At 62.9% G+C, this 21,509-nt stretch carries 23 protein-coding genes and 1 pseudogene; 14 read left to right on the forward strand and 10 right to left on the reverse strand.

Annotation, left to right across the window (positions count from 1 at the left end):
* Window positions 1-10: 10 nt before the first annotated feature.
* From B6S01_RS16530 to B6S01_RS16560, 7 genes are read right to left on the reverse strand one after another with little or no spacing between them, the layout of a single operon-like run.
* Window positions 11-1,165: an acyl-CoA dehydrogenase gene (locus B6S01_RS16530; RefSeq protein WP_037467408.1), complete on the reverse strand. Its 1,155-nt coding sequence runs from the start codon at window positions 1,163-1,165 to the stop codon at window positions 11-13.
* The gene (locus B6S01_RS16535; RefSeq protein WP_037467405.1) at window positions 1,165-1,914 is read right to left on the reverse strand and encodes an enoyl-CoA hydratase family protein; all 750 of its coding nucleotides are present in this window, start codon (window positions 1,912-1,914) and stop codon (window positions 1,165-1,167) included. Before B6S01_RS16535 ends, B6S01_RS16530 begins: the two co-directional genes overlap by 1 nt.
* 15 nt (window positions 1,915-1,929) lie before the next feature.
* Window positions 1,930-3,018: an NAD(P)H-dependent flavin oxidoreductase gene (locus B6S01_RS16540; RefSeq protein ID WP_037467403.1), complete on the reverse strand. Its 1,089-nt coding sequence runs from the start codon at window positions 3,016-3,018 to the stop codon at window positions 1,930-1,932.
* Entirely contained in the window at window positions 3,018-3,950 is a 933-nt protein-coding gene (locus B6S01_RS16545) for an enoyl-CoA hydratase (RefSeq protein ID WP_037467400.1), read from the reverse strand. The genes B6S01_RS16540 and B6S01_RS16545 overlap by 1 nt, the downstream gene beginning before the upstream one ends.
* A 1-nt stretch (window position 3,951) precedes the next feature.
* A complete protein-coding gene (locus B6S01_RS16550; RefSeq protein WP_037467398.1) occupies window positions 3,952-4,749 on the reverse strand; it encodes a CoA-transferase subunit beta in 798 nt (265 codons plus the stop codon).
* A gap of 11 nt (window positions 4,750-4,760) precedes the next feature.
* Window positions 4,761-5,660, reverse strand: a complete 900-nt coding sequence (locus B6S01_RS16555) for a CoA transferase subunit A (protein ID WP_037467396.1) — start codon at window positions 5,658-5,660, stop codon at window positions 4,761-4,763.
* Between the two features lie 25 nt (window positions 5,661-5,685).
* Window positions 5,686-6,612, reverse strand: a complete 927-nt coding sequence (locus B6S01_RS16560; protein WP_037467452.1) for a VOC family protein — start codon at window positions 6,610-6,612, stop codon at window positions 5,686-5,688.
* Window positions 6,613-6,923: 311 nt separating this feature from the next.
* Here B6S01_RS16560 and B6S01_RS16565 point away from each other — a divergent pair, with 311 nt between their 5' ends.
* From B6S01_RS16565 to B6S01_RS16625, 13 genes and pseudogenes are all read left to right on the forward strand, one after another.
* Window positions 6,924-8,144 (forward strand): acyl-CoA dehydrogenase family protein, encoded by a 1,221-nt coding sequence (locus B6S01_RS16565; RefSeq protein WP_037467450.1) that lies wholly within the window; start codon window positions 6,924-6,926, stop codon window positions 8,142-8,144.
* Between the two features lie 74 nt (window positions 8,145-8,218).
* The gene (locus B6S01_RS16570) at window positions 8,219-9,055 is read left to right on the forward strand and encodes an alpha/beta fold hydrolase (protein ID WP_051908379.1); all 837 of its coding nucleotides are present in this window, start codon (window positions 8,219-8,221) and stop codon (window positions 9,053-9,055) included.
* Complete coding sequence (locus tag B6S01_RS16575; protein ID WP_062793179.1) at window positions 9,048-9,563, forward strand: flavin reductase family protein; 516 nt, start codon at window positions 9,048-9,050, stop codon at window positions 9,561-9,563. The genes B6S01_RS16570 and B6S01_RS16575 overlap by 8 nt, the downstream gene beginning before the upstream one ends.
* A gap of 71 nt (window positions 9,564-9,634) precedes the next feature.
* Window positions 9,635-10,339, forward strand: a complete 705-nt coding sequence (locus tag B6S01_RS16580; RefSeq protein WP_081570563.1) for a fumarylacetoacetate hydrolase family protein — start codon at window positions 9,635-9,637, stop codon at window positions 10,337-10,339.
* A gap of 49 nt (window positions 10,340-10,388) precedes the next feature.
* The gene (locus B6S01_RS16585) at window positions 10,389-11,363 is read left to right on the forward strand and encodes an acetaldehyde dehydrogenase (acetylating) (RefSeq protein ID WP_037467393.1); all 975 of its coding nucleotides are present in this window, start codon (window positions 10,389-10,391) and stop codon (window positions 11,361-11,363) included.
* Window positions 11,364-11,366: 3 nt separating this feature from the next.
* The gene (dmpG, locus tag B6S01_RS16590; RefSeq protein WP_037467391.1) at window positions 11,367-12,413 is read left to right on the forward strand and encodes a 4-hydroxy-2-oxovalerate aldolase; all 1,047 of its coding nucleotides are present in this window, start codon (window positions 11,367-11,369) and stop codon (window positions 12,411-12,413) included.
* Window positions 12,414-12,587: 174 nt separating this feature from the next.
* On the forward strand, window positions 12,588-13,415 hold the full coding sequence (locus B6S01_RS16595) for a sugar phosphate isomerase/epimerase family protein (protein ID WP_081570521.1): 828 nt from the start codon (window positions 12,588-12,590) through the stop codon (window positions 13,413-13,415).
* Entirely contained in the window at window positions 13,408-14,355 is a 948-nt protein-coding gene (locus B6S01_RS16600; protein WP_037463419.1) for an alpha/beta hydrolase, read from the forward strand. Before B6S01_RS16595 ends, B6S01_RS16600 begins: the two co-directional genes overlap by 8 nt.
* 113 nt (window positions 14,356-14,468) lie before the next feature.
* Entirely contained in the window at window positions 14,469-14,951 is a 483-nt protein-coding gene (locus tag B6S01_RS16605) for an Lrp/AsnC family transcriptional regulator (protein WP_037463421.1), read from the forward strand.
* Complete coding sequence (locus B6S01_RS16610; protein ID WP_037463423.1) at window positions 14,948-15,439, forward strand: Lrp/AsnC family transcriptional regulator; 492 nt, start codon at window positions 14,948-14,950, stop codon at window positions 15,437-15,439. Before B6S01_RS16605 ends, B6S01_RS16610 begins: the two co-directional genes overlap by 4 nt.
* A 67-nt stretch (window positions 15,440-15,506) precedes the next feature.
* Window positions 15,507-16,013, forward strand: a complete 507-nt coding sequence (locus B6S01_RS16615) for a nuclear transport factor 2 family protein (protein ID WP_037463424.1) — start codon at window positions 15,507-15,509, stop codon at window positions 16,011-16,013.
* Between the two features lie 179 nt (window positions 16,014-16,192).
* Window positions 16,193-16,974: pseudogene (locus B6S01_RS16620) on the forward strand (glucose 1-dehydrogenase).
* A gap of 53 nt (window positions 16,975-17,027) precedes the next feature.
* Window positions 17,028-17,585, forward strand: coding sequence for a carboxymuconolactone decarboxylase family protein (locus B6S01_RS16625; protein ID WP_037463426.1), 558 nt, complete (start codon window positions 17,028-17,030; stop codon window positions 17,583-17,585).
* A gap of 50 nt (window positions 17,586-17,635) precedes the next feature.
* Here the strand turns inward: B6S01_RS16625 and B6S01_RS16630 are convergent, their stop codons facing one another.
* Complete coding sequence (locus B6S01_RS16630) at window positions 17,636-18,448, reverse strand: EthD family reductase (RefSeq protein ID WP_174525928.1); 813 nt, start codon at window positions 18,446-18,448, stop codon at window positions 17,636-17,638.
* Between the two features lie 17 nt (window positions 18,449-18,465).
* Window positions 18,466-19,254 carry an SDR family oxidoreductase gene (locus tag B6S01_RS16635; protein WP_037463427.1) on the reverse strand — a complete coding sequence of 263 codons (789 nt, stop codon included), beginning with the start codon at window positions 19,252-19,254 and terminating at the stop codon, window positions 18,466-18,468.
* A gap of 272 nt (window positions 19,255-19,526) precedes the next feature.
* On the opposite strand from B6S01_RS16635, the gene B6S01_RS16640 reads away from it, so the two are divergent.
* Window positions 19,527-20,396, forward strand: a complete 870-nt coding sequence (locus B6S01_RS16640; RefSeq protein ID WP_037463428.1) for an LLM class flavin-dependent oxidoreductase — start codon at window positions 19,527-19,529, stop codon at window positions 20,394-20,396.
* Here B6S01_RS16640 and B6S01_RS16645 read toward each other — a convergent pair.
* Window positions 20,380-21,483, reverse strand: a complete 1,104-nt coding sequence (locus B6S01_RS16645) for a helix-turn-helix transcriptional regulator (protein WP_037463429.1) — start codon at window positions 21,481-21,483, stop codon at window positions 20,380-20,382. The two genes, B6S01_RS16640 and B6S01_RS16645, sit on opposite strands and share 17 nt — an antisense overlap.
* Between the last annotated feature and the right edge of the window lie 26 nt (window positions 21,484-21,509).

Below are 21,509 nucleotides of genomic sequence, written 5' to 3' on the forward strand. Positions count from 1 at the left end.
TCTCTTCCCCTTAGCGCGGCAGGCCGAGCATGCGCTCGGCGATGATGTTGCGCTGGATCTCGTTCGAGCCTGCATAGATGGGTCCGGCGAGCGCGAAGATATAGTCGTCGATCCAGTCGACAGCGCAGGCGTCGGGCGCTTCGTGCGTGAGTTCCGCCTGCGGCCCCAGGATATTGAGCGCGGTTTGTGTGAGGTGAATGTCCATTTCCGACCAGAAGATCTTGTTGGTGGACGCTTCGGGACCGATCTTCGCGCCCGCCATCAGCCGCGAGGCGGTCTGGTAGATGTTGAGCGCATAGGCGTCGGCATTCATGTGCGCGCGTACGACATCGGCCTCGAGGCCGGGGTCGGCCGTCTCCTTGTTGGCGGCCCAAAGCTCCGCGAGTTTCTTCGCCGCCACCTGGTAGCGGGCGGGCGAGCGCAGCATGAGGCCGCGCTCGAACCCTGCGGTCGCCATGCAGATATGCCAGCCCTGGCCTTCTTCGCCCAAGCGGTTGAAGGCGGGGACGCGGACATTTTCAAGGAAGATCTCGGCAAAGCCGACATGGCCGTTGATCTTCTTGATGGCGTTGACCGTGACGCCGGGTGCATCGAGAGGGAAGAAGATGAGGCTCATCCCCTTGTGGCGCTCGGAGCCGGGTTCACGGAACAGGCCGAACGCCCAGTCGGCGAACACCGCGCGGCTCGACCAGATCTTGTGGCCATTGAGGATATAGTCGTCGCCCTCCCGCGTCGCGGTGGCGCGCACGCCCGCAAGGTCCGATCCCGCCATCGGTTCAGACCAGGCCTGCGCCCAGATTTCCTCGCCCGACGCCATCCTGGGCAGGAAGCGCTGCTTCTGCTCATGGGTGCCGAATTCGATCAGCGTGGGCCCAAGCAGGAAGATGCCATTCTGGTTGACGCGGCCCGGCGCGCCCGCGCGATAATATTCTTCCTCGAAGATCAGCCACTCGATGAGGTCGAGGCCGCGCCCGCCATATTCGCGCGGCCATGTCACCATGCCCCAGTCGCCCGATTTCAGCGTCTTTTCCCATTCACGGTGCGCCTCGAACCCTTCGCGGGTCGCGTCGAAATGCTCAAGCGGTTCTGATGGCACATGGGCTTCGAGCCAGGCGCGCACTTCGGCGCGGAACGCCTGCTGCTCGGGAGTGTAGTTGAGGTCCATCAGAACTTCGCCGTGCCCTTTCCTTGCGCGAAGGCGTCGCGCGCCTTCTGGCTGTCTTCATGCATGTACATTTCGAGCGTGAAGCCCTGCTCGATGCGGTAATGGGCGGAAGGATCGGTGGGCTCGATGAGGTTCAGGGCCTGCTTGGCGATGACGAGCGCGGCGCGGCTCTTGGACGCGATCACCTCGCAAAAGGCGTAGGCTTCGTCCTTGAGATTTTCCAATGGCACGACCTTGTGGACCGACCCGTGGCGATGGGCGTCCTCGACCGGGATGCGCCCGCCGGTGAAGAAATTGGCGCGCACCATCTGGACCGGCAGCATGCGGCTCATGAAGGCTGCGCCCCCCATTGCGCCGCGATCGATCTCGGGCAGCGAGAAATAGGCCCCTTCCGCCGCGATCAGCGCGTCGCAGGCGCCCGCGATATTGACGCCGCCGCCGATGATGAAGCCATGGAGCGCGCCGACCACGGGGATGGCGCATTCGCGGATCGCCTTGAAGGTGAGGTAATTATCCTTGTTGAGCTTTGCGATGCGCTCGGGGTGGGCGGCCATCTCCTTGATGTCGACGCCGCCGCAGAAACCCCGGCCCTCGGCGCGGATCAGGATGCAGCGCACATCCTCGTTCGCGGCTGCTTCGTAGACCATGGCGGGGATCGATTCCCAGCCCTTGGTGTCGAAGGCGTTGACCGGCGGATGGTCGAACAGGATTTCGGCGATGCGATCCTTGATCGTGAGCGTAATCGGCATGTCTCTTCCCTCTCCTCAGGCCGCTGGCGCAGGCTCGCGGCCCATCGCGGCGAGTGCGGCAAGCCGCTCATGCGCCTCGGCGACGATGCGGTCGACCAGAGCCGCGCAGCTGGGTATCTCGTTGATGCGCCCGCCGACCACGCCGGTCGCCATCACGCCATGTTCGATGTCGCCATCGACCACCGCCTTCTGGATCAGCATCGGCATGGTCGCGGCCATCATCGCCTGTTTCAAGGGCATCGCGCCATGGGCGGTCATGCCGCGCGCGGACTTGATGAAGTCCATCCAGCTCGCGCCGGTCTGCTTCTTCATCGCCATGCCCGCCTCGATCGCGCGCAGCCACATGGCGAGCGGGCCGGACTTTTCGATCCGGTCCATAAGGGGCGTGCGCACCATCCGCTGGGGGATGCCGTCAAGCTTGGTGGTGACGAGGATGCGGTCGGTCGAGGCTTTGAGATATTCCGCCTTGGCGCTGTCGGGCACCGGGCTTTCCTTGGTGAGGAGGAAACGCGTGCCCATGGCGATGCCGACCGCGCCATAGGCAAGGGCTGCGGCAAGCCCGCGCCCGTCGGCAAAGCCGCCGCTGGCGATCACCGGCACCTTGACCGTATCGAGCACCTGGGGGAGCAGCACGGTCGAGGGGACAGAGCCTGTATGCCCGCCGCCCTCTCCGCCCTGGACATTGACCATGTCGACGCCCAGTTCCACCATCTTCTGCGCATGCTTGACCGCGCCGACGGTGGGGATGCACAGGATCCCTGCGTCCTTGAAGCGGCCGATCATTTTCGCGTTGGGCCCGCGCCCGAAGCTGACCGCGCGCACCTGGTCCTTGTTGGCGAGGATCAGCTCTACAATCTGGTCAGCGCCAGGCTGAAAGCTGTGGAAGTTGACGCCGAAGGGCCGGTCGGTGCCCTGGCGCACCTTGAGGATCTTCTCGCGTGCCTCGTCAGGGGTCATTACCGCTGCGCCCAGGAAACCGAACGCGCCTGCATTGCTCGACCCGATCACCAGGCCAGGCTCTGCGACCCAGCCCATCGCGGTCTGGATGATCGGCCAGCGGCAGCCAAGCCGCTCGACAAGGATCGTGTGCAGCGGGTCGCCCATCACTCGCTCGCTTGCTTCTTGCCCGCGGCCGCCTCGGCCGCTTCCTTCTTATTCGCTTCCGCCATCTTTTTCGCGTCGAGGCCCGCGATCGAGCTGCCCTGGACGAGGTCATTCTGGGCATGGGCGAAATGGTGCATATGATATTGCGCGTCCATCGCGTTGCGCTTGCCCATCAGCTCCTCGACATGGTTGATCGCCTGCTTGGTGAGCCAGTTGCCAAGGCGGGGCTGGGCGACGAGCTTGGCGGCCATGGCGGCGACGGTTTCGCGCAACTGGGCGCGGGGCACGATCTTGTTGACCATGCCGAAGCTCTCGGCCCGCTGCGCGCTCATCCGTTCCCCCAAGAGCAGGAACTCCTTGGCGACGCGCGGCGGCAGCTCATAGGCGTGGGCGAAATATTCAACGCCAGGGATGCCCATGCGGTTGACCGGGTCCTGGAAGAAGGCGTCGTCGGTGGCGACGATGAGGTCGCACACCCAGGCGAGCATCAGCCCGCCCGCCACGCACGCGCCCTGCACCATGGCGATGGTGGGCTTGGGCGCGTCGCGCCAGCGCCGGCACATGCCGACATATTGCTCCTTCTCGCGGGTATAGAGGAGCTCGGCGGCAGGCTTGTTGACATGGCCCGGCACCATGAGGCGATTTTCGAAATGCTTGTGCACGTCGCGGCCCGGCGTGCCGATGTCATGGCCAGCGGAGAAATGCTTGCCGTTGCCGCCCAGCACGATCGCGCGCACATCGTCATCGTTCACCGCCTTGATGAAGGCATCATCAAGGGCATAGGTCATCTGGCCGTTCTGGGCGTTGTTGAAGCCCGGGCGGTTCATCATGATCCACGCGACATGGTCGATCACCTCATAGGTGACCGGTTCTTGCGTTTCGTAAACAATGTCGACCTGCTGCGGGTCGACCAGGCGGTCGGTCTCGTTCATGTCAGGCTGCCCTTCTGTCTCCGGCCGGATTGTCCTTGAACACGGTCGCGCGGACATTGTTGGGGTCGATCTTCGCGATCAGCTCAAGCTGCTCAGGCGTAGGCGCAGGCGTCACCGGGATCTCGTCCGCGATCCTGGCGAGCGGGAAGCCGGTATTGTCCTGCACGTCCTCGAACGTCACGCCCGGATGCAGCGAGATGACGCGGATCTGGTGATCGGGGCCGCCAAAGTCCATCACGCACAAATTGGTGATGATGCGGCGCAGGTCCAGACCCTGGGGCGGCTGCCCATTGCGGTAGCGCGCCGGATTGTAGCCTGCCATGCAGACGAAATCGACTTCGCCTTCCACGAACGCGCGCTTGTTGTGGCTGGCGAAGAAGAAGCTGTTGGGATGGCTGATCGAATTGCCCGGGAAACCGCGCGCGCCCAGCATCGCGGCCTTGGGCTTCTTGTGGTCGCCGATCACCGAGATATTGGCCTGGCCATAGCGGTCGATCTGCACCGGGCCGACCAGCGCATGGCGCTTGCCGCTCCAGAGCGCGGAGAAGACGCGGTCGTAATTGGCGATGCCTTCATATTCGGGCTCGGCGGCGCGCTTGCCCGGGCCGACGGGCTCGCTCGTATACCATGCCTCGCCATCGGTGGTCTGGATGGCGGGCGCGAAAGTGAGCTTGGCAAGGCCAGCGCCGATGCGGGGGAGGGGGCCGATGCCGGTCGCCATCACCTCGCCATTGTCGCGCCAGACTTCGGCGCAGGCGGCGATGACGAGTTCGGCGAGCGAATAGCTGTTCTGGGTCATGTCGGTCTCGCTCAGTAAATGGGAACGGGGAGCTGCTTGACGGCGTCCGCGCCGCCGATCGCTGCCTGATAGTCGGCTTCGGACACGTCGATATATTTCGCCTTATACTCGGCCCAGGCTTCGGGCGAGGCGGCGCTTTCGACGTACGTCTTGATGTGCTTGAGATCGAGCTGATAGTCGGGCGCGGCGCTGGTGGGATGAGCGCCGAGCGGCGCCTCGGCAACGCCGGCGATCATGGCGCGCTCGACCAGATTGTAGCGGCTGTTCTTCTTCATATCGAGATCAGCTGTCGGCACGATCTTCTCGACCGTCGCATAGCTCTTCTTGGCGGCGCGCACGAGCAGCTCGTCGAAGATCGGATCGACCGAGAGGGTGAGGATGTTGCCGCGCTCGTCGGAGCGATGGGCGTGGATCAGCGCGATGTCGGGGACGAGCGCTGGCATGGCGACCAGTTCCTCGCCATCCTCATAGGGGCTTTTGACGAATTTGAAGTCGAAGCCCGACTGGTTGATGATGTCGGTGCCGATCCCTACGCGCGTGGGCAGGAAGGGCAGCTTCATCGCGCCTGCGCGCAGGCCCCAGTGATACATGCCTTCGTCAAGTTCCAGCACTTCGAAGCTGCCTGCCTGGCGGGCGTTGCGGAAATGCGGTTCCAGCGGATAATGGTCGAGGCTGGCGAAGGCGAAGACGAGCTTCCTGATCTTGCCCGTCGCGGCCAGCATGCCGATGTCCATGCCGCCATAGCCCGCCATGACGGTCAGGTCCTTGAGGCTTGACCGGGCGATGGCGCGAATGAGCGCCATGGGCTTGCGGCGCGTCGCCCATCCGCCGATGCCGATGGTCATCCCGTCGGAAATCTGGTCGACGATGTCGTCCACCGTCATGCGCTTGTCGAGCATAGTCTCAGTCATCCTTTTACGTCAGTCCTGTGCTTTATCAGTCTTGCTCATGGGCCCATTTATGGCCCCAGTCGCTGACCGCCAGGCTGGTGGTGGGGACCCAGGTCGCAGGGTCGATTACCAGGCCGTTCCAGCCATATTCGATGTCGAAGCCGCCCGGCGTCTGCATGTAGAAGGAGGTCATCTTGTCGTTGACGTGACGGCCAAGCGTTGCCGAGAGGGGCGCCTTGCCCTTGCTCTTCAAGACCCGGTCATAGGCGCGGCCGACATCCTCTAAGGAGCCGACCTCCAGCATCATGTGGACAGCGCCATTGGGGCTTTCGGGCAACTGGCCGAGCGCCAGGCTGTGGTGGCGCGGATTGCAGTGCATGAAGGCAAAGCCCACGCCCGGATCGTCCTCGCCCCCGCCCTGGAGGTAGAAGCGGCCAAGGTCGGTGTCGCCAAAGCCCATGACTTGCCTGTAGAAGGCGTGGGTTTCCTCGAAATTGGGGGCGGTGAGGACGACATGGCCCATCCCCATGTCGCCGTCCGCGCCATTGGGGCTGCCGGTCACGAAGCGGCTGACGCCCGCGGGGGAGGTGAAGGGGGCGTAGTCGACGAAGCGGCCGTAGAAAAGCTCCATGGGATTGCCCGCAGGATCGGACGAGCGGGCAAGTTCATAGACACAGCGCGCGCGCGCTTCCATGACGCCCGCGCGCGTCACCGGGCGGCCCGCCGCCTCCAGCCTTTCCAGCAGCGATTCGAACGCCTCGCGATTCGCGCATTCCCAGCCAGGCGCGACGAAACGGTCGGCCTCGCCCTTGTCCACCCACAGGCGCCAGGGCCGGTCGTCCATGCGAAACAGCGCGACATCCTCGCTGGGCGAGGGGGCGGCCATCAGGCCCGCGATATTGCAGGCAAAATCCTGCCAGCGCCCAAGGTCCTTCGCCTCGATCACCACATAGCCCAGCGAAATCACTGCCATTCTGCCGCCTCGCCCTTCTTTTTCAGTACCGCCCGGCCATTCTCGCAGGAAGCGTTTCAAAATGGCCTTCCCCATACGCATTTGGCAAGCGCGCTTGCGGGTTTTGCGCAGCTATGGAAAGGCGCATTCGCATGCGCTCAACGAGCTTATGGCAATTCGTTCCCGATCCGCCTATAAGCATCGACCCAAATGCGCAAGCCCTGTTTGCCTTGACAGTTTGCGTATTAGCAGTTTATATAAACTACGCATATAGCAAATTTCGATACGGATCTACCGATCTGAAACTAGAGTCGCCGACAATGGAGAAGATGATGACCGGGGCAGCAGCAACTCGACCCATTGGCGAAGCGGACGCAGCGGCGCCCTCGCCCGAAACCCTGATCGCCCGGGCCAAGGCCATGATCCCGACGCTGCGGGAACGCGCGCGCGCCTGCACCATCGCCCATGACGTGCCGAAGGAAACCGTCGCCGAGATGAAGGCGGCCGGCTTCTTCCGCGTGCTCCAGCCCAGGCGCTACGGCGGCTATGAAATGCACCCCAACGTCTTCTTCGAAATCCAGAAGGCGCTGGCCGAAGGCTGCATGTCGACAGGCTGGATCTACGGCGTGCTGGGCTGCCACCCCTATGAACTCGCCCTCTTCCCCGACAGGGCGCAGCGCGAAGTGTGGGGCGATGATCCCGACATGCTCGTCTCCTCCACCTATCAGCCGGTCGGCAAGGTGGAAAAGGCCGAAGGCGGCTTCTACCTGTCGGGCCGCTGGGGCTTCTCCTCGGGCTCGACCCATTGCGGTTGGGTGCTGCTGGGCGCGATCAATTTCGACACCGACGGCGGCCCGCCCGACATGCGCACCTTCCTGCTGCCGCGCCCCGACTATCAGGTGATCGAAGGCACCTGGGACACGTTCGGCCTCCAGGGCACCGGCAGCTTCGACATCGTCGTCGATCGCGTGTTCGTGCCCGAATATCGCACCCACCGCGCCGCCGACGGCTTTGCCTGCAAGAATCCCGGCCAGGAAACCAACGACGCCCCGCTCTACCGCATCCCCTGGGCGCAGCTCTTCATCCGCTCGGTCTCCAGCGCCGCCTTCGGCGGCATCCGCGCCGCGACCTCGGCCGCGATGGAGATCATGGCAAGCCGCGTCTCGACCAACACCGGCAAGGCCGCCAAGGCCGACCCCCATCTCCACGCCGCCATCGCCCGCGCGATCGCCGAGACCAACGAGATGGAGCTGACCCACAGGACCACCTTCAACGAACTGATGGACTATGCGCAGCGCAACGAGCCGGTGCCGATGGAAAAGCGCGCGCTCTTCGCCTACCAGTCCGCCAATGTCGTGCGCCGCATGGCCGACCTTGCCGACGACATGGTCAAGCTCATGGGCGGCCGGGCGATCTACATGTCCAGTCCGATCCTCCAGCCCTGGCTCGACCTCCACGCCGCGCGCGCCCATGTCGCCAACGACCCGGCCAACCGCACCAGCGACGTCATCGGCACGATGAACGGCGAACCGCCCGCCTTCACCTTCATCTGACCATCTGGCATCTGACCATCTGGCATCTGACCATCTGGCATCTGGCCGGTATCTGACAAGAAAGAGGATTGCCCATGGGCAGTGAATTGATCCGCAAGACCTATGGCGTTGCGGGCGGATATGAGATTTCGATCGCGGAAATTGCGGACGCGCCAGCCAATGCGCCCACCGTCATCTTCATCCATGGCAGCGGCCCTGGCGCATCGGGCGCGTCCAATTTCCGCAACAACGCCCAGGTCTTTGCGGACGCAGGCTTCCGCGTCATCCTGCCCGACCTTATCGGCTATGGCCAATCCTCCAAGCCCGAGGCCGACTATCCGCTCGAGCTGTTTACCCAGACCCTGCTCGATGCGCTTGCGCAGCATGGCGTCACCGGCGGCCACCTCATCGGCAACTCGCTGGGCGGCGGCATCGCCCTCCAGATCGCGCTCGACCATCCCGAGTTCACGATCGGCAAGCTCATCCTGATGGCGCCGGGCTGCGTCGCTGAGCAGGCGAGCTATTTCACCATGCCCGGCATCGCCAAGATGCGCTCGGGCTTTGGCAGCCCGGAATTCAACATCGAGGAACAGCGCCGCCTGATCGGCAACCTCATGCACCCGTCTTCCGCGCATCATGTGACCGACGCGCTGGTCGAGGAGCGCTTCGCCGTCGCGCGCACCCAGCCCAAGGACGTGCTCGCGCGGGTCAAGACCCCGGATCTTGGACCCCGCCTTGGCGAGGTCAAGCAGCCGATCTTCGTCCTTTGGGGCCTCAATGACGAATTCTGCCCCGAAAGCCACGCCCGCCTCTTCCTCGACGCCTGCCCCGACGTGCGCTGCCTCACCTTCTCGCAGACCGGCCACTGGGTGCAGGTCGAGCGGGCGCAGGAGTTCAACCGCTACTCGCTGGACTTCCTCAAGAATGGCTGACGCCGCTCCTGTGCAATCCCTGCCTGTTCCAGAGCCCGTGGACGTCGTGACCGGCCTCAAGGGCGCGATGCGCCGCCTGCCCTCGGGCGTGGCGATCGTTGCCGCGCTTGGGCAAGGCAAGGCGCCGGTCGGCATGGCCGCCACCTCGATCACCTCGCTCACCATGGACCCGCCAGCGGTGCTCGTCTGCGTCAACCAGACAGCGGGCATCCACGCCCATCTCTCGCCCGGCTGCCCGGTCAGCATCAACCTCCTCTCGCGCCACCAGCGCGATGTGTCGGCAGCGTTCGGCGGGGCTGTCGCGCGCGAGGCCCGCTTTGGCGTTGGGCAATGGACCCCCGACGCCCATGGCCTCCCCATCCTTGAGGAGGCGCAGGCGAACCTTAGCTGCACGATCGACAGCCTGACCCCCTATGGCACCCACAGCATCGTCATTGCGAGGGTCGAAGGCGTGCGCCTGTCGGACGCCGTCGATCCCCTCATCTTCCAGGACGGAGCCTATCTGTGAGCGACCTTGACGCCACCCTTGCAGACGAGCTGTATCGCGCGCTGCGCGAGGGGCGCACCGTGCCCCCGCTGATGGCGCGCCATCCGCAGCTTACCATCGATGACGCCTATGCCATCTCGCTTGGCGCGCTCGAACGCCGCAAGGCCGATGGCGAGCGCGTCATCGGCAAGAAGATCGGCGTTACGTCGAAGGCGGTGCAGGACATGCTGGGCGTCCATCAGCCCGACTTCGGCTTCCTCACCGACCGCATGTATATCGAGGGCGACATCGATGTCGCGGCGAACGGCCTCATCGCGCCGCGCGCCGAGGCCGAGATCGGCTTCATCCTGAAAGACAGCCTGAAAGGGCCGGGCGTCACCGCCGAAGACGTCATCGCCGCGACCGAGAGCATCGTCCCCTGTTTCGAGATCGTCGACAGCCGCATCCAGGACTGGAAGATCGGCATCGTCGACACCGTCGCCGACAATGCGTCCTGCGGCGTCTATGTGCTGGGCGACGCGCGCGTCGACCCCAGGGCGCACGACCTCCCCAACCTTCATGTCACCGTCACCAAGAATGGGCAGCCCCTGTCGGAAGGCTATGGCCATGCGGTGCAGGGATCGCCCGCGCAAGCGGTCGCCTGGCTCGCCAACACGCTGGGCGCCTATGGCGTTACCCTGGATGCGGGGGATGTGATATTGTCGGGCAGCCTGGTGCCGCTCGAACCGGCAGCGCCAGGCGACGTGTTCGAGATGCAGCTCCACGGGGTTGGCGGCTGCACCGCGCGCTTTATCTGAATATGAAAAGTGGCGCATCGCTTGGGCGCGATGCCGTGAGGAGTGAATAATGACGGGCAAGGTCAAGGCGGCGATCATCGGGTCGGGCAATATCGGCACCGACCTCATGATCAAGATGATCAAATATCCCCAGAATATGGAACTGGTGGCCGTGGTCGGCATCGACGAGAAGTCCGAAGGGCTCGCCATGGCGCGCGAGCGCGGCGTCGCCACCACCCATGAGGGTTTAGAAGGCCTCATGAAGATGGACGTCTATCCCGACATCGGCATCGTGTTCGACGCAACCTCCGCCTATGCCCACAAGGTGCATGACGAAGCGCTGCGCAAGGACGGCAAGCAGGTGGTCGACCTGACCCCCGCCGCCATCGGTCCCTACACCATCCCCACCGTCAACGGCGAAGCCAATCTCGACGCGGGCAATGTCAACATGGTGACCTGCGGCGGCCAGGCGACGATCCCGATGGTTGCGGCGGTCAGCCAGGTCGCGACCGTCCATTATGCCGAGATCGTGGCGTCCGTCTCCTCGCGCTCGGCGGGGCCCGGCACCCGCGCCAATATCGACGAGTTCACCCGCACCACCGCTGGCGCCATCGAAAAGGTCGGGGGCGCAGCCCAAGGCAAGGCGATCATCATCCTCAATCCCGCCGAACCGCCGATGATCATGCGCGACACCGTCTTCACCCTGTCGGAAGGCGCTGACGAGGACACCATCCGCGCCTCGGTCGAGGCCATGGTCAAGAAGGTCCAGGCCTATGTGCCGGGCTATCGCCTCAAGCAGGAGGTGCAGTTCGAGCGCTTTGGCGACAATAACAAGCTCACCATCCCGGGCCGCGGCGAGTTCACCGGCATCAAGACCATGATCCTGCTCGAGGTCGAAGGGGCGGGCGATTATCTGCCGAGCTATTCGGGCAATCTCGACATCATGACCGCCGCCGCCAAGGCGACCGGCGAGCTGCTCGCGCAGCGCATCGCACAAGGAAAGACGGTGGCGGCCACCGGCTCGCTTGCCGAGACGGAGAGTTAAGACATGACCAGCACATTCAACGTGGAAGCGGGCGACAAGCTCTATATCCAGGACGTCACCCTGCGCGATGGCATGCACGCCATCCGCCACATGTATGGCATCGATCATGTGAAATCGATCGCCAAGGCATTGGACGACGCAGGCGTCGACGCGATCGAGGTCGCCCATGGCGACGGCCTCAACGGCGCCAGCTTCAACTATGGCTTTGGCGCGCACACCGACTGGGAATGGCTCGAAGCGGTCGCCTCGGTGCTGACCAGGTCCGTGCTCACCACCCTCATCTTGCCGGGCGTCGGCACGGTCGAGGAACTGAGGCGCGCCTATGATATCGGCGTGCGTTCGGTGCGCGTGGCGACCCACTGCACCGAGGCGGACGTTAGCAAGCAGCATATCGGCATCGCCCGCGACCTTGGCATGGACGTCTCGGGCTTCCTGATGATGAGCCACATGATCGACGCGGAGAAACTGGCTGAACAGGCGTTGCTCATGGAAAGCTATGGCGCGCAGTGCGTCTATGTGACCGACAGCGGCGGCGCGCTCGACATGGATGGGGTGAAGGCCCGCCTCGAAGCCTATGACCGCGTCCTGAAGCCCGAGACCCAGCGCGGCATCCACGCCCACCATAATCTCAGCCTCGGCGTCGCCAACTCGATCGTCGCGGCCCAGTGCGGCGCGGTGCGCATCGACGCATCGCTGACCGGCATGGGCGCGGGCGCTGGCAATGCGCCATTGGAAGTGTTCATCGCCGCCGCCGACCGCAAGGGCTGGAACCATGGCTGCGACGTCAACGCGCTCATGGACGCGGCCGAGGATCTCGTCCGCCCGCTGCAGGACCGCCCGGTCCGGGTCGATCGCGAAACCCTCGCGCTTGGCTATGCAGGGGTCTATTCCTCCTTCCTGCGCCATGCTGAAAAGGCCGCCGAAACCTACGGCCTCGACACCCGCACCATCCTGGTTGAACTTGGCCGCCGCAAGATGGTCGGCGGACAGGAGGACATGATCGTCGACGTCGCCCTCGACATGGTCAAGGAACGCCAAACGGCCGCTTGAAGGACCGGCCGCTATTCAGCCCATACGGGCCTGCAAAGCGCGATTGTCTGCGCTTCGGTGCTCACGTACCTAAAGTACGCTGCGCTCCGATGCTCGAAAATCACTCTTTTCGGCTCCGTCTGAACTGAATATCGGCCGGTCCTTGAGACCCTTTGTTTGAGGAAAGGAGAGGATATGGCCGAAAGACGCCTGTCGCTCGACCATATAACCGTCACCGACACCACCCCCTGGCAACTCGCCGAAATCGCCGCGGAAGTGGGCTGCGCCGGCATCTGCCCGTTCCTCCATTCCATGGAGGTGCTGCCCGCCCTGCCGGACTATGACCTGATACGCGACCCGGCCGCCCTGCGCGCCACCCGCAACGCCCTTGCCGCCACCGGGGTCAAGATAGACCTCATCTACCCCTTCACCATGGCAGGGCGCACCAACCCCCAGGACTTCGCCCCCGCACTCGAAACCGGCGCGGCGCTCGGCGCACCCCGCGCCAATGTGCTCTGCTACGACCGCGATCCCGTCCGCCGCACCGAAAGGCTCATCGAACTGGCCGAACTCGCCGCCACGTTCGACATCGCCCTCGCCATCGAATTCTATCTCCCCTCACAGATCAGAACCCTGCGCGAAACCATCGACCAGATCGAACGCACAGGCCGCAGCGACATCGGCATCACCGCCGACCTCCTCCACATCATGCGCGGACCCGAACCAGAACAAAGCTTCGCACTCCTCAAACACCCCGCCATCGCCATCGCACAAATCGCCGACGGCCCCGCAACCATCAACCCCGATACCCTCGAATGGGAAGCAGGCATCCAGCGCCTCCTCCCAGGACAAGGCGCGTTCAACATCCCCAAATTTATCAACGCTCTCAACGCAAACACACCCCTCAGCATCGAAATACCACAACAAAACAACATCACAGCCCAAAACCCCAAACAACGCGCACAAAACGCCGTCAACGCAGCAATGGGGTTGATAAGAAAAGCAGGAGAGAAAGATGCGTGACCTGATCGAACCATCATTGTTGCCGGGGCTGGATTTCATGCCGGCCCTGGACCTGACGGCGGAGAGCCTGCCCGCGATCCGCGAGGGCATGGAGCAGATGACTGCGTTGGCTCCCGAGCCTCAGGACAGTGGGGTCGAATGGCGGGAGGACCGTATCACTGCGCCAGATGGTCACGAACTGGTGGTCAGGATTTACCGGCCGTCGACGTCATCCGGCGCGCTTCCTGCCGTACTGCACATTCACGGCGGCGGCTATGTCGTGGGATCGGTGCGGACCAACCACTTGTCCAACATCGAACTCGCCGCTGCGACGTCCGCGCTGATCCTGTCGGTGGACTATCGCCTGGCGCCCGAAACGGTTGCGCCGGGCGCGGTCGAGGATTGTTACGCCGCGCTGCAGTGTTTGCACGACAATGCGGGGACGCTTGGCGTGGACGCGGCCCGGATCGCCGTGCGCGGCGAGAGCGCGGGCGGCGGCCTGGCTGCGGCGCTGGCACTGCTGGCGCGAGACAGGGGCGGCCCGTCGATCGCACACCAGAATCTGATCTATCCAATGCTGGACGATCGTACCTGCATCACCCGTTTGCCCGCCCATCTCGGCGCCTTTGTATGGACGCCGCAGGCCAACGCTTTTGGATGGCGCGCGCTGCTGGGACAGGAACCGGGATCGGCCAATGTGTCACCCTATGCGGCTCCCGCGCGCGCGGACGACGTTTCGCGCCTGCCTGCCGCTTTCATCGCAGTTGGCGCGCTCGACCTCTTTCTGGTCGAGGACATGGATTATGCCCGGCGGCTGATTGAGGCGGGCGTGGCCACGGAGTTGCATGTCTATCCCGGCGCTTATCACGGATTTGATGTGCTGCCCGACGCAGCGCCCGTCCGGCAGATGAAGCGCGACGCCGTGGCGGCTCTGCGCAAGGCGCTGCATCCCGTCGGATAATGCAGGCAAAGCGCCGCGCGGTTCAGCAAATTGCGGCGGTAACAGCATTTCATCTGGTGTAGTGCGTATGTGCGCGTTATCAAACCGGTTACATTTCTGAGGGTGGGGCAAGAATGCAGATCAGAAGCGGCCGGACAACGACGCCGCCATCGCTGGATACTCTCGATGGAAATATCATAGAGATACTTCGGACCAATGGCCGCGCAACCAACCAGGAAATTGCAGAGCGGCTGTCCGTGACGGCTGCGACGGTATCCGCCCGGCTCCAGAAGATGGAAGATGCCCGCGCGATGCGGGTCGTTGCTGTCACCGACTTCGCCGCCCATGGTTACAATGTGATCATCGCGCTGGGGGTCAAGGTGCAGGGGCGCAGGGTTGAGGACGTCGGAAGCGACCTGGCCGATCTGCCCGAAGTGTTGAGCGTCAATATCATGAGCGGTGAATATGATATTGAACTGCTGGTTGCGTTGCATGATTTCGGTGAAGTTCAGCCGATGCTCTTCAGCCACATCGCCAGTATAAACGGCGTCAATCATATCACATCGGGGGTCGCGGTGGATATCGTCAAATATGAATTCAACGTGGTGCCGCTATGACGGCCAGGGCGGATTGGGCCCGTCTGGACAAGCTGGACCAGGGGATCGTCGAGAAGCTTGCGCGCGACGCCCGCATTTCCAACCGCGCGATCGCGGCGGAGCTGGGCGTTACCGAAGGCACCATTCGTACGCGTATCAAGCGGTTGCAGAATGAAGGACTGATTCAGTTCACGGTGGTCACCGACTTCCGCATGGCCGGTTCGCCCAACCTGTGCATGATGGGTATCGATGCCGATCCATCCCATGTGTGCGACCTGGCGCGCAGTCTGTCGGACATCCCGGAAATCACCTGCGTCGTGGTACTGCTGGGCCGATACAGCCTGTTGGCGATGGGTCTTTTCACCAATATCGAACAGCTCAACGATCTGGTGACGGAGCGTATCCGGCCTCTGCCGGGCGTGCAGCGGGTCGAAACATCGGTGTCGGTGCATAACCTGAAATATGAGGCCGGGATCGCCAAGATCACGCGTGAACCCGAGGCGGACTGACGCCCGGCGCACGCGTCATTTTTCGCCTTTTGGAAATGACGGGGGCTTGGCCCTGAGGAGAGTTGCTATGCCGATCAGCCTGGAAGACCTTGCCGCGCGTGTCACCGCGCTGGAAGATGTGAACGCCATTCGGCAATTGAAGGCGCGTTATCTGCGCGCTTGCGACCTGAAACTGATCGACGAGTTGCGCGACACCTTTTTGCCGCAAGGCATTCGGCTCGATTATCAGAATTTCCCGATATTCACCGATCGCGACGCCTTTATCGAGATATTCGAGAAAATGGCGATGGCGGGCGGCGTCTATGACATCCACCACGCGACCAATGCCGACATCGATCTGGTGGGCCATGACGAAGCGCGCGCGCGATGGTCGCTTAACTTCCGGACGATCATCCTCGCGACCCGGTCAGTGACCCGACTCGCGGTGGAATATCAGGATGTCTATCGCAAGCAGGACGGGCGCTGGTGGATCGCGGAGTCGGTCAGCCGGATCACGTCGATCCTGACAGAAGAGATTGGAGAGGACGGGACGCCCCGCTATCTCGCCTGGGGCGACGCTCCCGCCGCGCAATGACGCGATTGCAGCCTGGGGCGCAGCTTACATATTGAATGCCTGATCGGTCCCGGCGCTCGTCGGGACCGTTTCTTGTTGCCCTCGATCATCGTCAGGTTTATCCACGCGTATTAGGCAGCTTATGGTAGAAAGCGCATCAAAATGCGTATCCCGGCTGCGAAAAATCGTGGGAGAGCGTGATGGGTCGTGTGCAGGGTAAGGTCGCAATTATCACTGGCGGTGCGCGAGGCATGGGCGCCGCTACTTGCCGCCTGTTCGTCCAGGAAGGCGCAAGGGTCGCGATCGCCGATGTGCTGGACGAAGACGGCGCTGCGCTGGCTTCGGAACTGGGTGATGCGGCGCGTTTCTATCATCATGACGTGACCAGCGAAGAAGGCTGGGCAGATCTGGTTCGCGCGGTGGAGGCCGACCTGGGTCCAGTCGATATCCTGGTGAATAATGCGGGCATATTGCTGTTCCGCACCCTGCTCGATACTTCGCTCGCCGATTATGAACGAGTGCTCAAGGTCAACCTGACCGGTGAATTTTTGGGCATCAAGGCGGTTGCTCCCGGCATGATCGCCCGCGGCAAGGGCGCTATCGTCAATATCTCGTCGGTCGATGGCATGAAGGGCGCCAACGGTCTGGCGGCCTATTCCTCCAGCAAATGGGGGTGAGGGGCTTGACCCGTGTTGCGGCGCTGGAACTGGGGCACCGGGGCATTCGCGTCAATTCCGTGCATCCAGGTGGTGTCGATACGGTCATGACCAACCATGATGGCTCCACCCGCGAGAAGGTCAACGAACGCTTCGGCAATGTTCCCTTGCAGCGCGTTGGCGCGCCGGAAGAGGTTGCGCGCGCCACGCTGTTCCTGGCGAGCGACGATGCGTCCTATCTTGCCGGTGCGGAGATCGCGGTCGATGGCGGGATGTTGACCGGTCAATATTATGAACAGTTTCCCGGAGCGCCCGGTGTGAATTGAGTGGAGGCAGGGGGCTGAATCACGTGCCAGAGTAAGACATAAGGAGAGACGCCATGATCCGTATAGACCTACCTGAACAGGATGCCGCAGATCCCTATGGCTACGCGTCGCGTAATCACGCGCGCGAAATCATGGGCGCTGCGGGTGGCTTCTCAAAGGCGGTTTACCAGCACAGCATATTGCCGCTCCGTGAATTTGAAGGCGCTCGTTCGCGTATTGCGCAGATCAATGGCTGCATCATCTGCCAGCAGTTTCGCGCCGCCCGTGATGCACAGTCCATGTTCGCGGCGACCGGGCAGCGGCCCGGTCATACGGTCGTGGACAATGGGCCAGCGCCAGACGAAGCCTTTTATGCTGCGGTCGAGGACTGGCGGACGTCCCCCTTGTTCAGCCCGCGGGAACGTACTGCGATAGAGTTCGCCGAGCGCTTTGCCGAGGAACCCAAGCAGATCGCGCAGGATGAAGACTTCTGGGAACGCGCGCACGCGCTCTTCTCGGACGAGGAGATCGTCGATCTTGCCCATTGCGTCGCGGCATGGATCGGACTTGGGCGTGTCGCCCATGTCCTGGGATTCGACACGGTCTGCCTGCCCTTCGCCGAAGTCGCCTGAACCGGAAGGCCCCGCGCGGGCGTTCGACGACCGCGCGGGCATCCACAGGATCAGCCGAGATTTTCCAGGTCCGCATGAAGGATCATGGGGTCGCCGCTGTGATTGGCCCACAGCGCATCCCGGCGGACGATCCGCCAGCCTTCGGCGCGCCTTTCCCACTGATCGACATATTCCCCGTTGGAATCGAAGATCGGTCCGGCGGGATCATCCGCCCGTTGATGGCGTGCCTGCACATAGGATCGGCTTGTCGCGCGGTTTCCGTCCACATCGACCAGGATGCTGCCAATCAGATGCTGCGTTCCGCCGCAACGGTCCAGGAAGCGGCGCATATTGACCGTCAGCGCGGCCATTCCCTGCTGGTCGCCGCCGGCGCCATAGTCGAAACATATGTCATCGGCGAACACATCGCCCAGCCGGTCCCACTGCTTGTTGTCGAGGATGCGGGCAAAGCGCGACAGGCCGCGTATGATTTCCCGCTCGTCCAGCAGCGCCTGGGGTGACGCTGCCGGGGCAGGGCTTGCGCCCCGTTCCTCGACCACCAGCATGCGTGTCGCCGGCCGGTCGAGAAAATTTTCCTCGTCCTCGGCGATTTTACGGGCGATCTCCGTTTCGGCCGCAGCAGCCGTGAAGCGATCATAGGCGGCCTTGTCGGCCAACCAGATCTCGGTAATCACATCGAAGTCGATCGGCGCTGCACCGGGAAAGACGAATGCGCCCTCCATTTCCACATAGTTGCGGCGATAATCGACGATGCCGGGCAGCAAATGGCGGATCAGTGGCGCATGCCGGGTTTCATAATATTCGATGAAGGCTTCGCGCGAGATATCCGGCTTGCGTTTCAGCAGGGCCATGCATTTGAACATCGACAACCTCCGATCAATCAGGGCGCCATCCACTGCCCGCCATTGACGTCGAGCGCCGCCCCGCTGACCACGCGCGAATAGTCAGATACCATCATCAGCACCGCGCGGGCGCAGTCATCTTCGGGCGGGATTTTGCCGATCGGGATATTCTTTGTAATCCCCGCAACCACATCATCGCGCTTGAAACCGGCATCGACCTGCGACTGGATGAAACCTTCCACCGGATCGCCATGAATCCAGCCCATGCGGCAGGTATTGACGCGGATACCAAAGCGGCCAAGGTCGCTCGCCATATATTTGCCCAGCGTATTGAGCGCGCCCTTCGCAACCGCGTAGGACATTTCCATGCCATGTTCGGTGCCATATGGGTTGACGGTCGCCATCGTCGATACGTTCACCACCGCGCCGCCATCGCGCAGATAGGGGACGCAGGCGCGGCTCAGGCGCAGCGCACCCAGGCAATTGACGTCGAACGTCTTGGCGAAATCTTCGGTATCGGCATTTTCGACGAAGCTCCAGTTGCCGTGATAATAGGCGCTGTTCACCAGCCCATCGACGCGTCCGCCAAATTCGGAACCCGCGCGGTCTGCCAGCGCCTTGCACTGCGCTTCGTCGCTGACGTCGCAGGGGACCGCAATCGCCTTGCCGCCCTTTGCCACGATGTCGGCGGCCACTTCATCAAGGAAGGCCTTGTTGCGGGCGGCGAGAATCACGCTCGCGCCTTCGCTTGCGGCTATGCGGGCGAGCGCCTGGCCCATGCCCGGACCCACTCCGCTGACGATCACTACCTTGTCTTTCAGCAACATCCTCTATCCTTTCACGATCTTTTGGCCGCGCCTCTATGGACGCTTCCGTCGTTGCCGCGGCCATTGGCGAACGCTTGGCTCCGGGAAGGCAGGATAGGAGAAATATACATTTGATCAATGCGCTTTTTGATGGATATGATCGCATCTGCATTCGATATGCGTAGCGCATTGCCAAAACACACACGAAATGATGCCGTCTGCGGTTGACTGGCTTCCCGCCCGGATGGATAAGACGACAATATAAAGACGGCGGCGTTTTGAAGGAGAGAAAGATGCGCTTTCACTATGGCGAGTCGATGACGCCGGTTGCCAACTACATTCCCTTGGCCAAGGCGGCGGCGGCGGCGGGCTATACCGGGATGACCGTGCCCGACAGCCTGATCTATCCTGAAAGCTCCGGTACCCAATACAGCTACACCGATGACGGCGGCAGGCAGTTCCTGGAAAACAAGCCGTTCCTGGAATCCTTCATCCATGTAACCGCCATGCTTGGCGCGACCGAAAAGCTGGAGGTTACGACCAATGTCGTCAAGCTGCCGGTTCGTCCGCCGCTATACGTCGCCAAGATGGTCGCATCGATAGAGGCGCTGTTCGACAACCGTTTCAACTTCGGCGTCGGATTGAGCGTATGGCCGGAAGATTATCAGGTCATGGGCGTGCCATGGGAAGCGCGTGGCAAGCGTTTCGATGAATGTATCGATATCGTGCGCGGCCTGACCCAGGGCGGCTATTTCGAATATCACGGTACGTTTTTCGACCTGCCGCGCGTCAAGATCAATCCAGTCCCCACGAAGCCTGTGCCTATCCTGATCGGCGGACATTCCGATGCGGCGCTCAAGAGGGCGGCGCGTAACGATGGCTGGATGTTTGCGGGCGGGGGCATGGATATGCTGCTCCCGATGTTGGAAAAGCTGGCCGCCTATCGCGCTGAACTTGGGCGGACTGACGCGCCCTATCGCATTTTTGCATCGGCCTTTGGCGATCTCGACGTTGATGCCGTCCGCCGGCATGAAGATGCGGGCGTGACCGATGTAGTGGTCGCGTTCCGCAACCTCTATGCTGTTGAGGAAGACAGCCAGCCGTTGGAAGACAAGATCGGCGATCTCAACCGCTTTGCTGACAATGTCATCGCCCGCTACTGACCGCCATGCCATCCCCGGATTGCCGCATTTCGCGCCAGCGCGTTGGCGATGATCCGGTCCACTGTTGAAAGGCGCGCCGGAACGCCCCTGTATCGCTGAACTGCGTTCGCCGCCCTACTTCGGTGATGGTCAGGCGAGGATCTGCGAGCAGGCGGGTGGCAAGGGCGCGGCGCGCCTCGGTCTTTAGCCGGACCAGCGATGTGCCTTCGTCCGCGAGGCGGCGTTTGAGCGTCGCCACGCTGATGCTGAACTGCCGAGCCAGTTGCACTGCTGTCGCGGGGGCATCGCCACTCGCAAGCATCGCAGCGAAAAGATGCTGGATCCGCTCCGACAGCGGCGCATCGAGCGATTGGGGCTGTTCGACGTCGAACGGAAACCGTTCAAGCAGATGTTCCAGTTCGTGATGGCTGCGCAACACGGGCCGGTCGAGATAGGCAGCGGGGAAGCGCAGGCTGTTTTCGGGCGCGCCGTGCTGCATCGGGAACGGCATGAGGTAGGAAATGGTGCGCTCGTCTAGCAATGGGGGGTAACGCATCGCTGCGCCCAGCAGCGGGATATCTTCGCCGATCAGCCAGCCGAACAGCTGATAATAGGTGGAAAGCCCCGTCAGGTCGGACACATAGGCGCTGGCGTTGCGCACCTGCCGTGGCGTCGCCATATCCAGGCGCGCAACCCCTTCATCGACCTTCAGCCTCAGACGCCCTGCCCGAGGTCCGACCAGCTCCGAAAAGCGGTCCGTCCTTTCAATGACGTCGCGCAGAGTGCGGCAGGTGATGATGCAGTGGCACAGCATGTCCACGCCCGCCTTGGTCAGCGGCTCACGCCCTTCCTGCCGGGCGGCCTGGGCATCGAGCGCCCAGGTGCAATGCGCGTAAAGACGGGTGAAATCCTCTTGCGACAACCCGCGTTGAATGGCTGTGGAGCCAGTCAGCGGCGTCACCAGATGAGCAAGGCCCGCTTGCCGAAGAAGTGCGGCCGGGTCTCCGCCGATCTCGCGCACCAGCCGCAGCAGGTCGCGCGCGATTACGACGGACACACGCGCCGCGACCGGCCGGGAGAGATATTTGGTGTTGAGCCGTTTTGTCATGACCTTTGAGCTATTCTGACATTTCC

This window comes from Sphingobium herbicidovorans, from assembly GCF_002080435.1.
Classification (GTDB): Bacteria; Pseudomonadota; Alphaproteobacteria; order Sphingomonadales; family Sphingomonadaceae; genus Sphingobium; species Sphingobium herbicidovorans.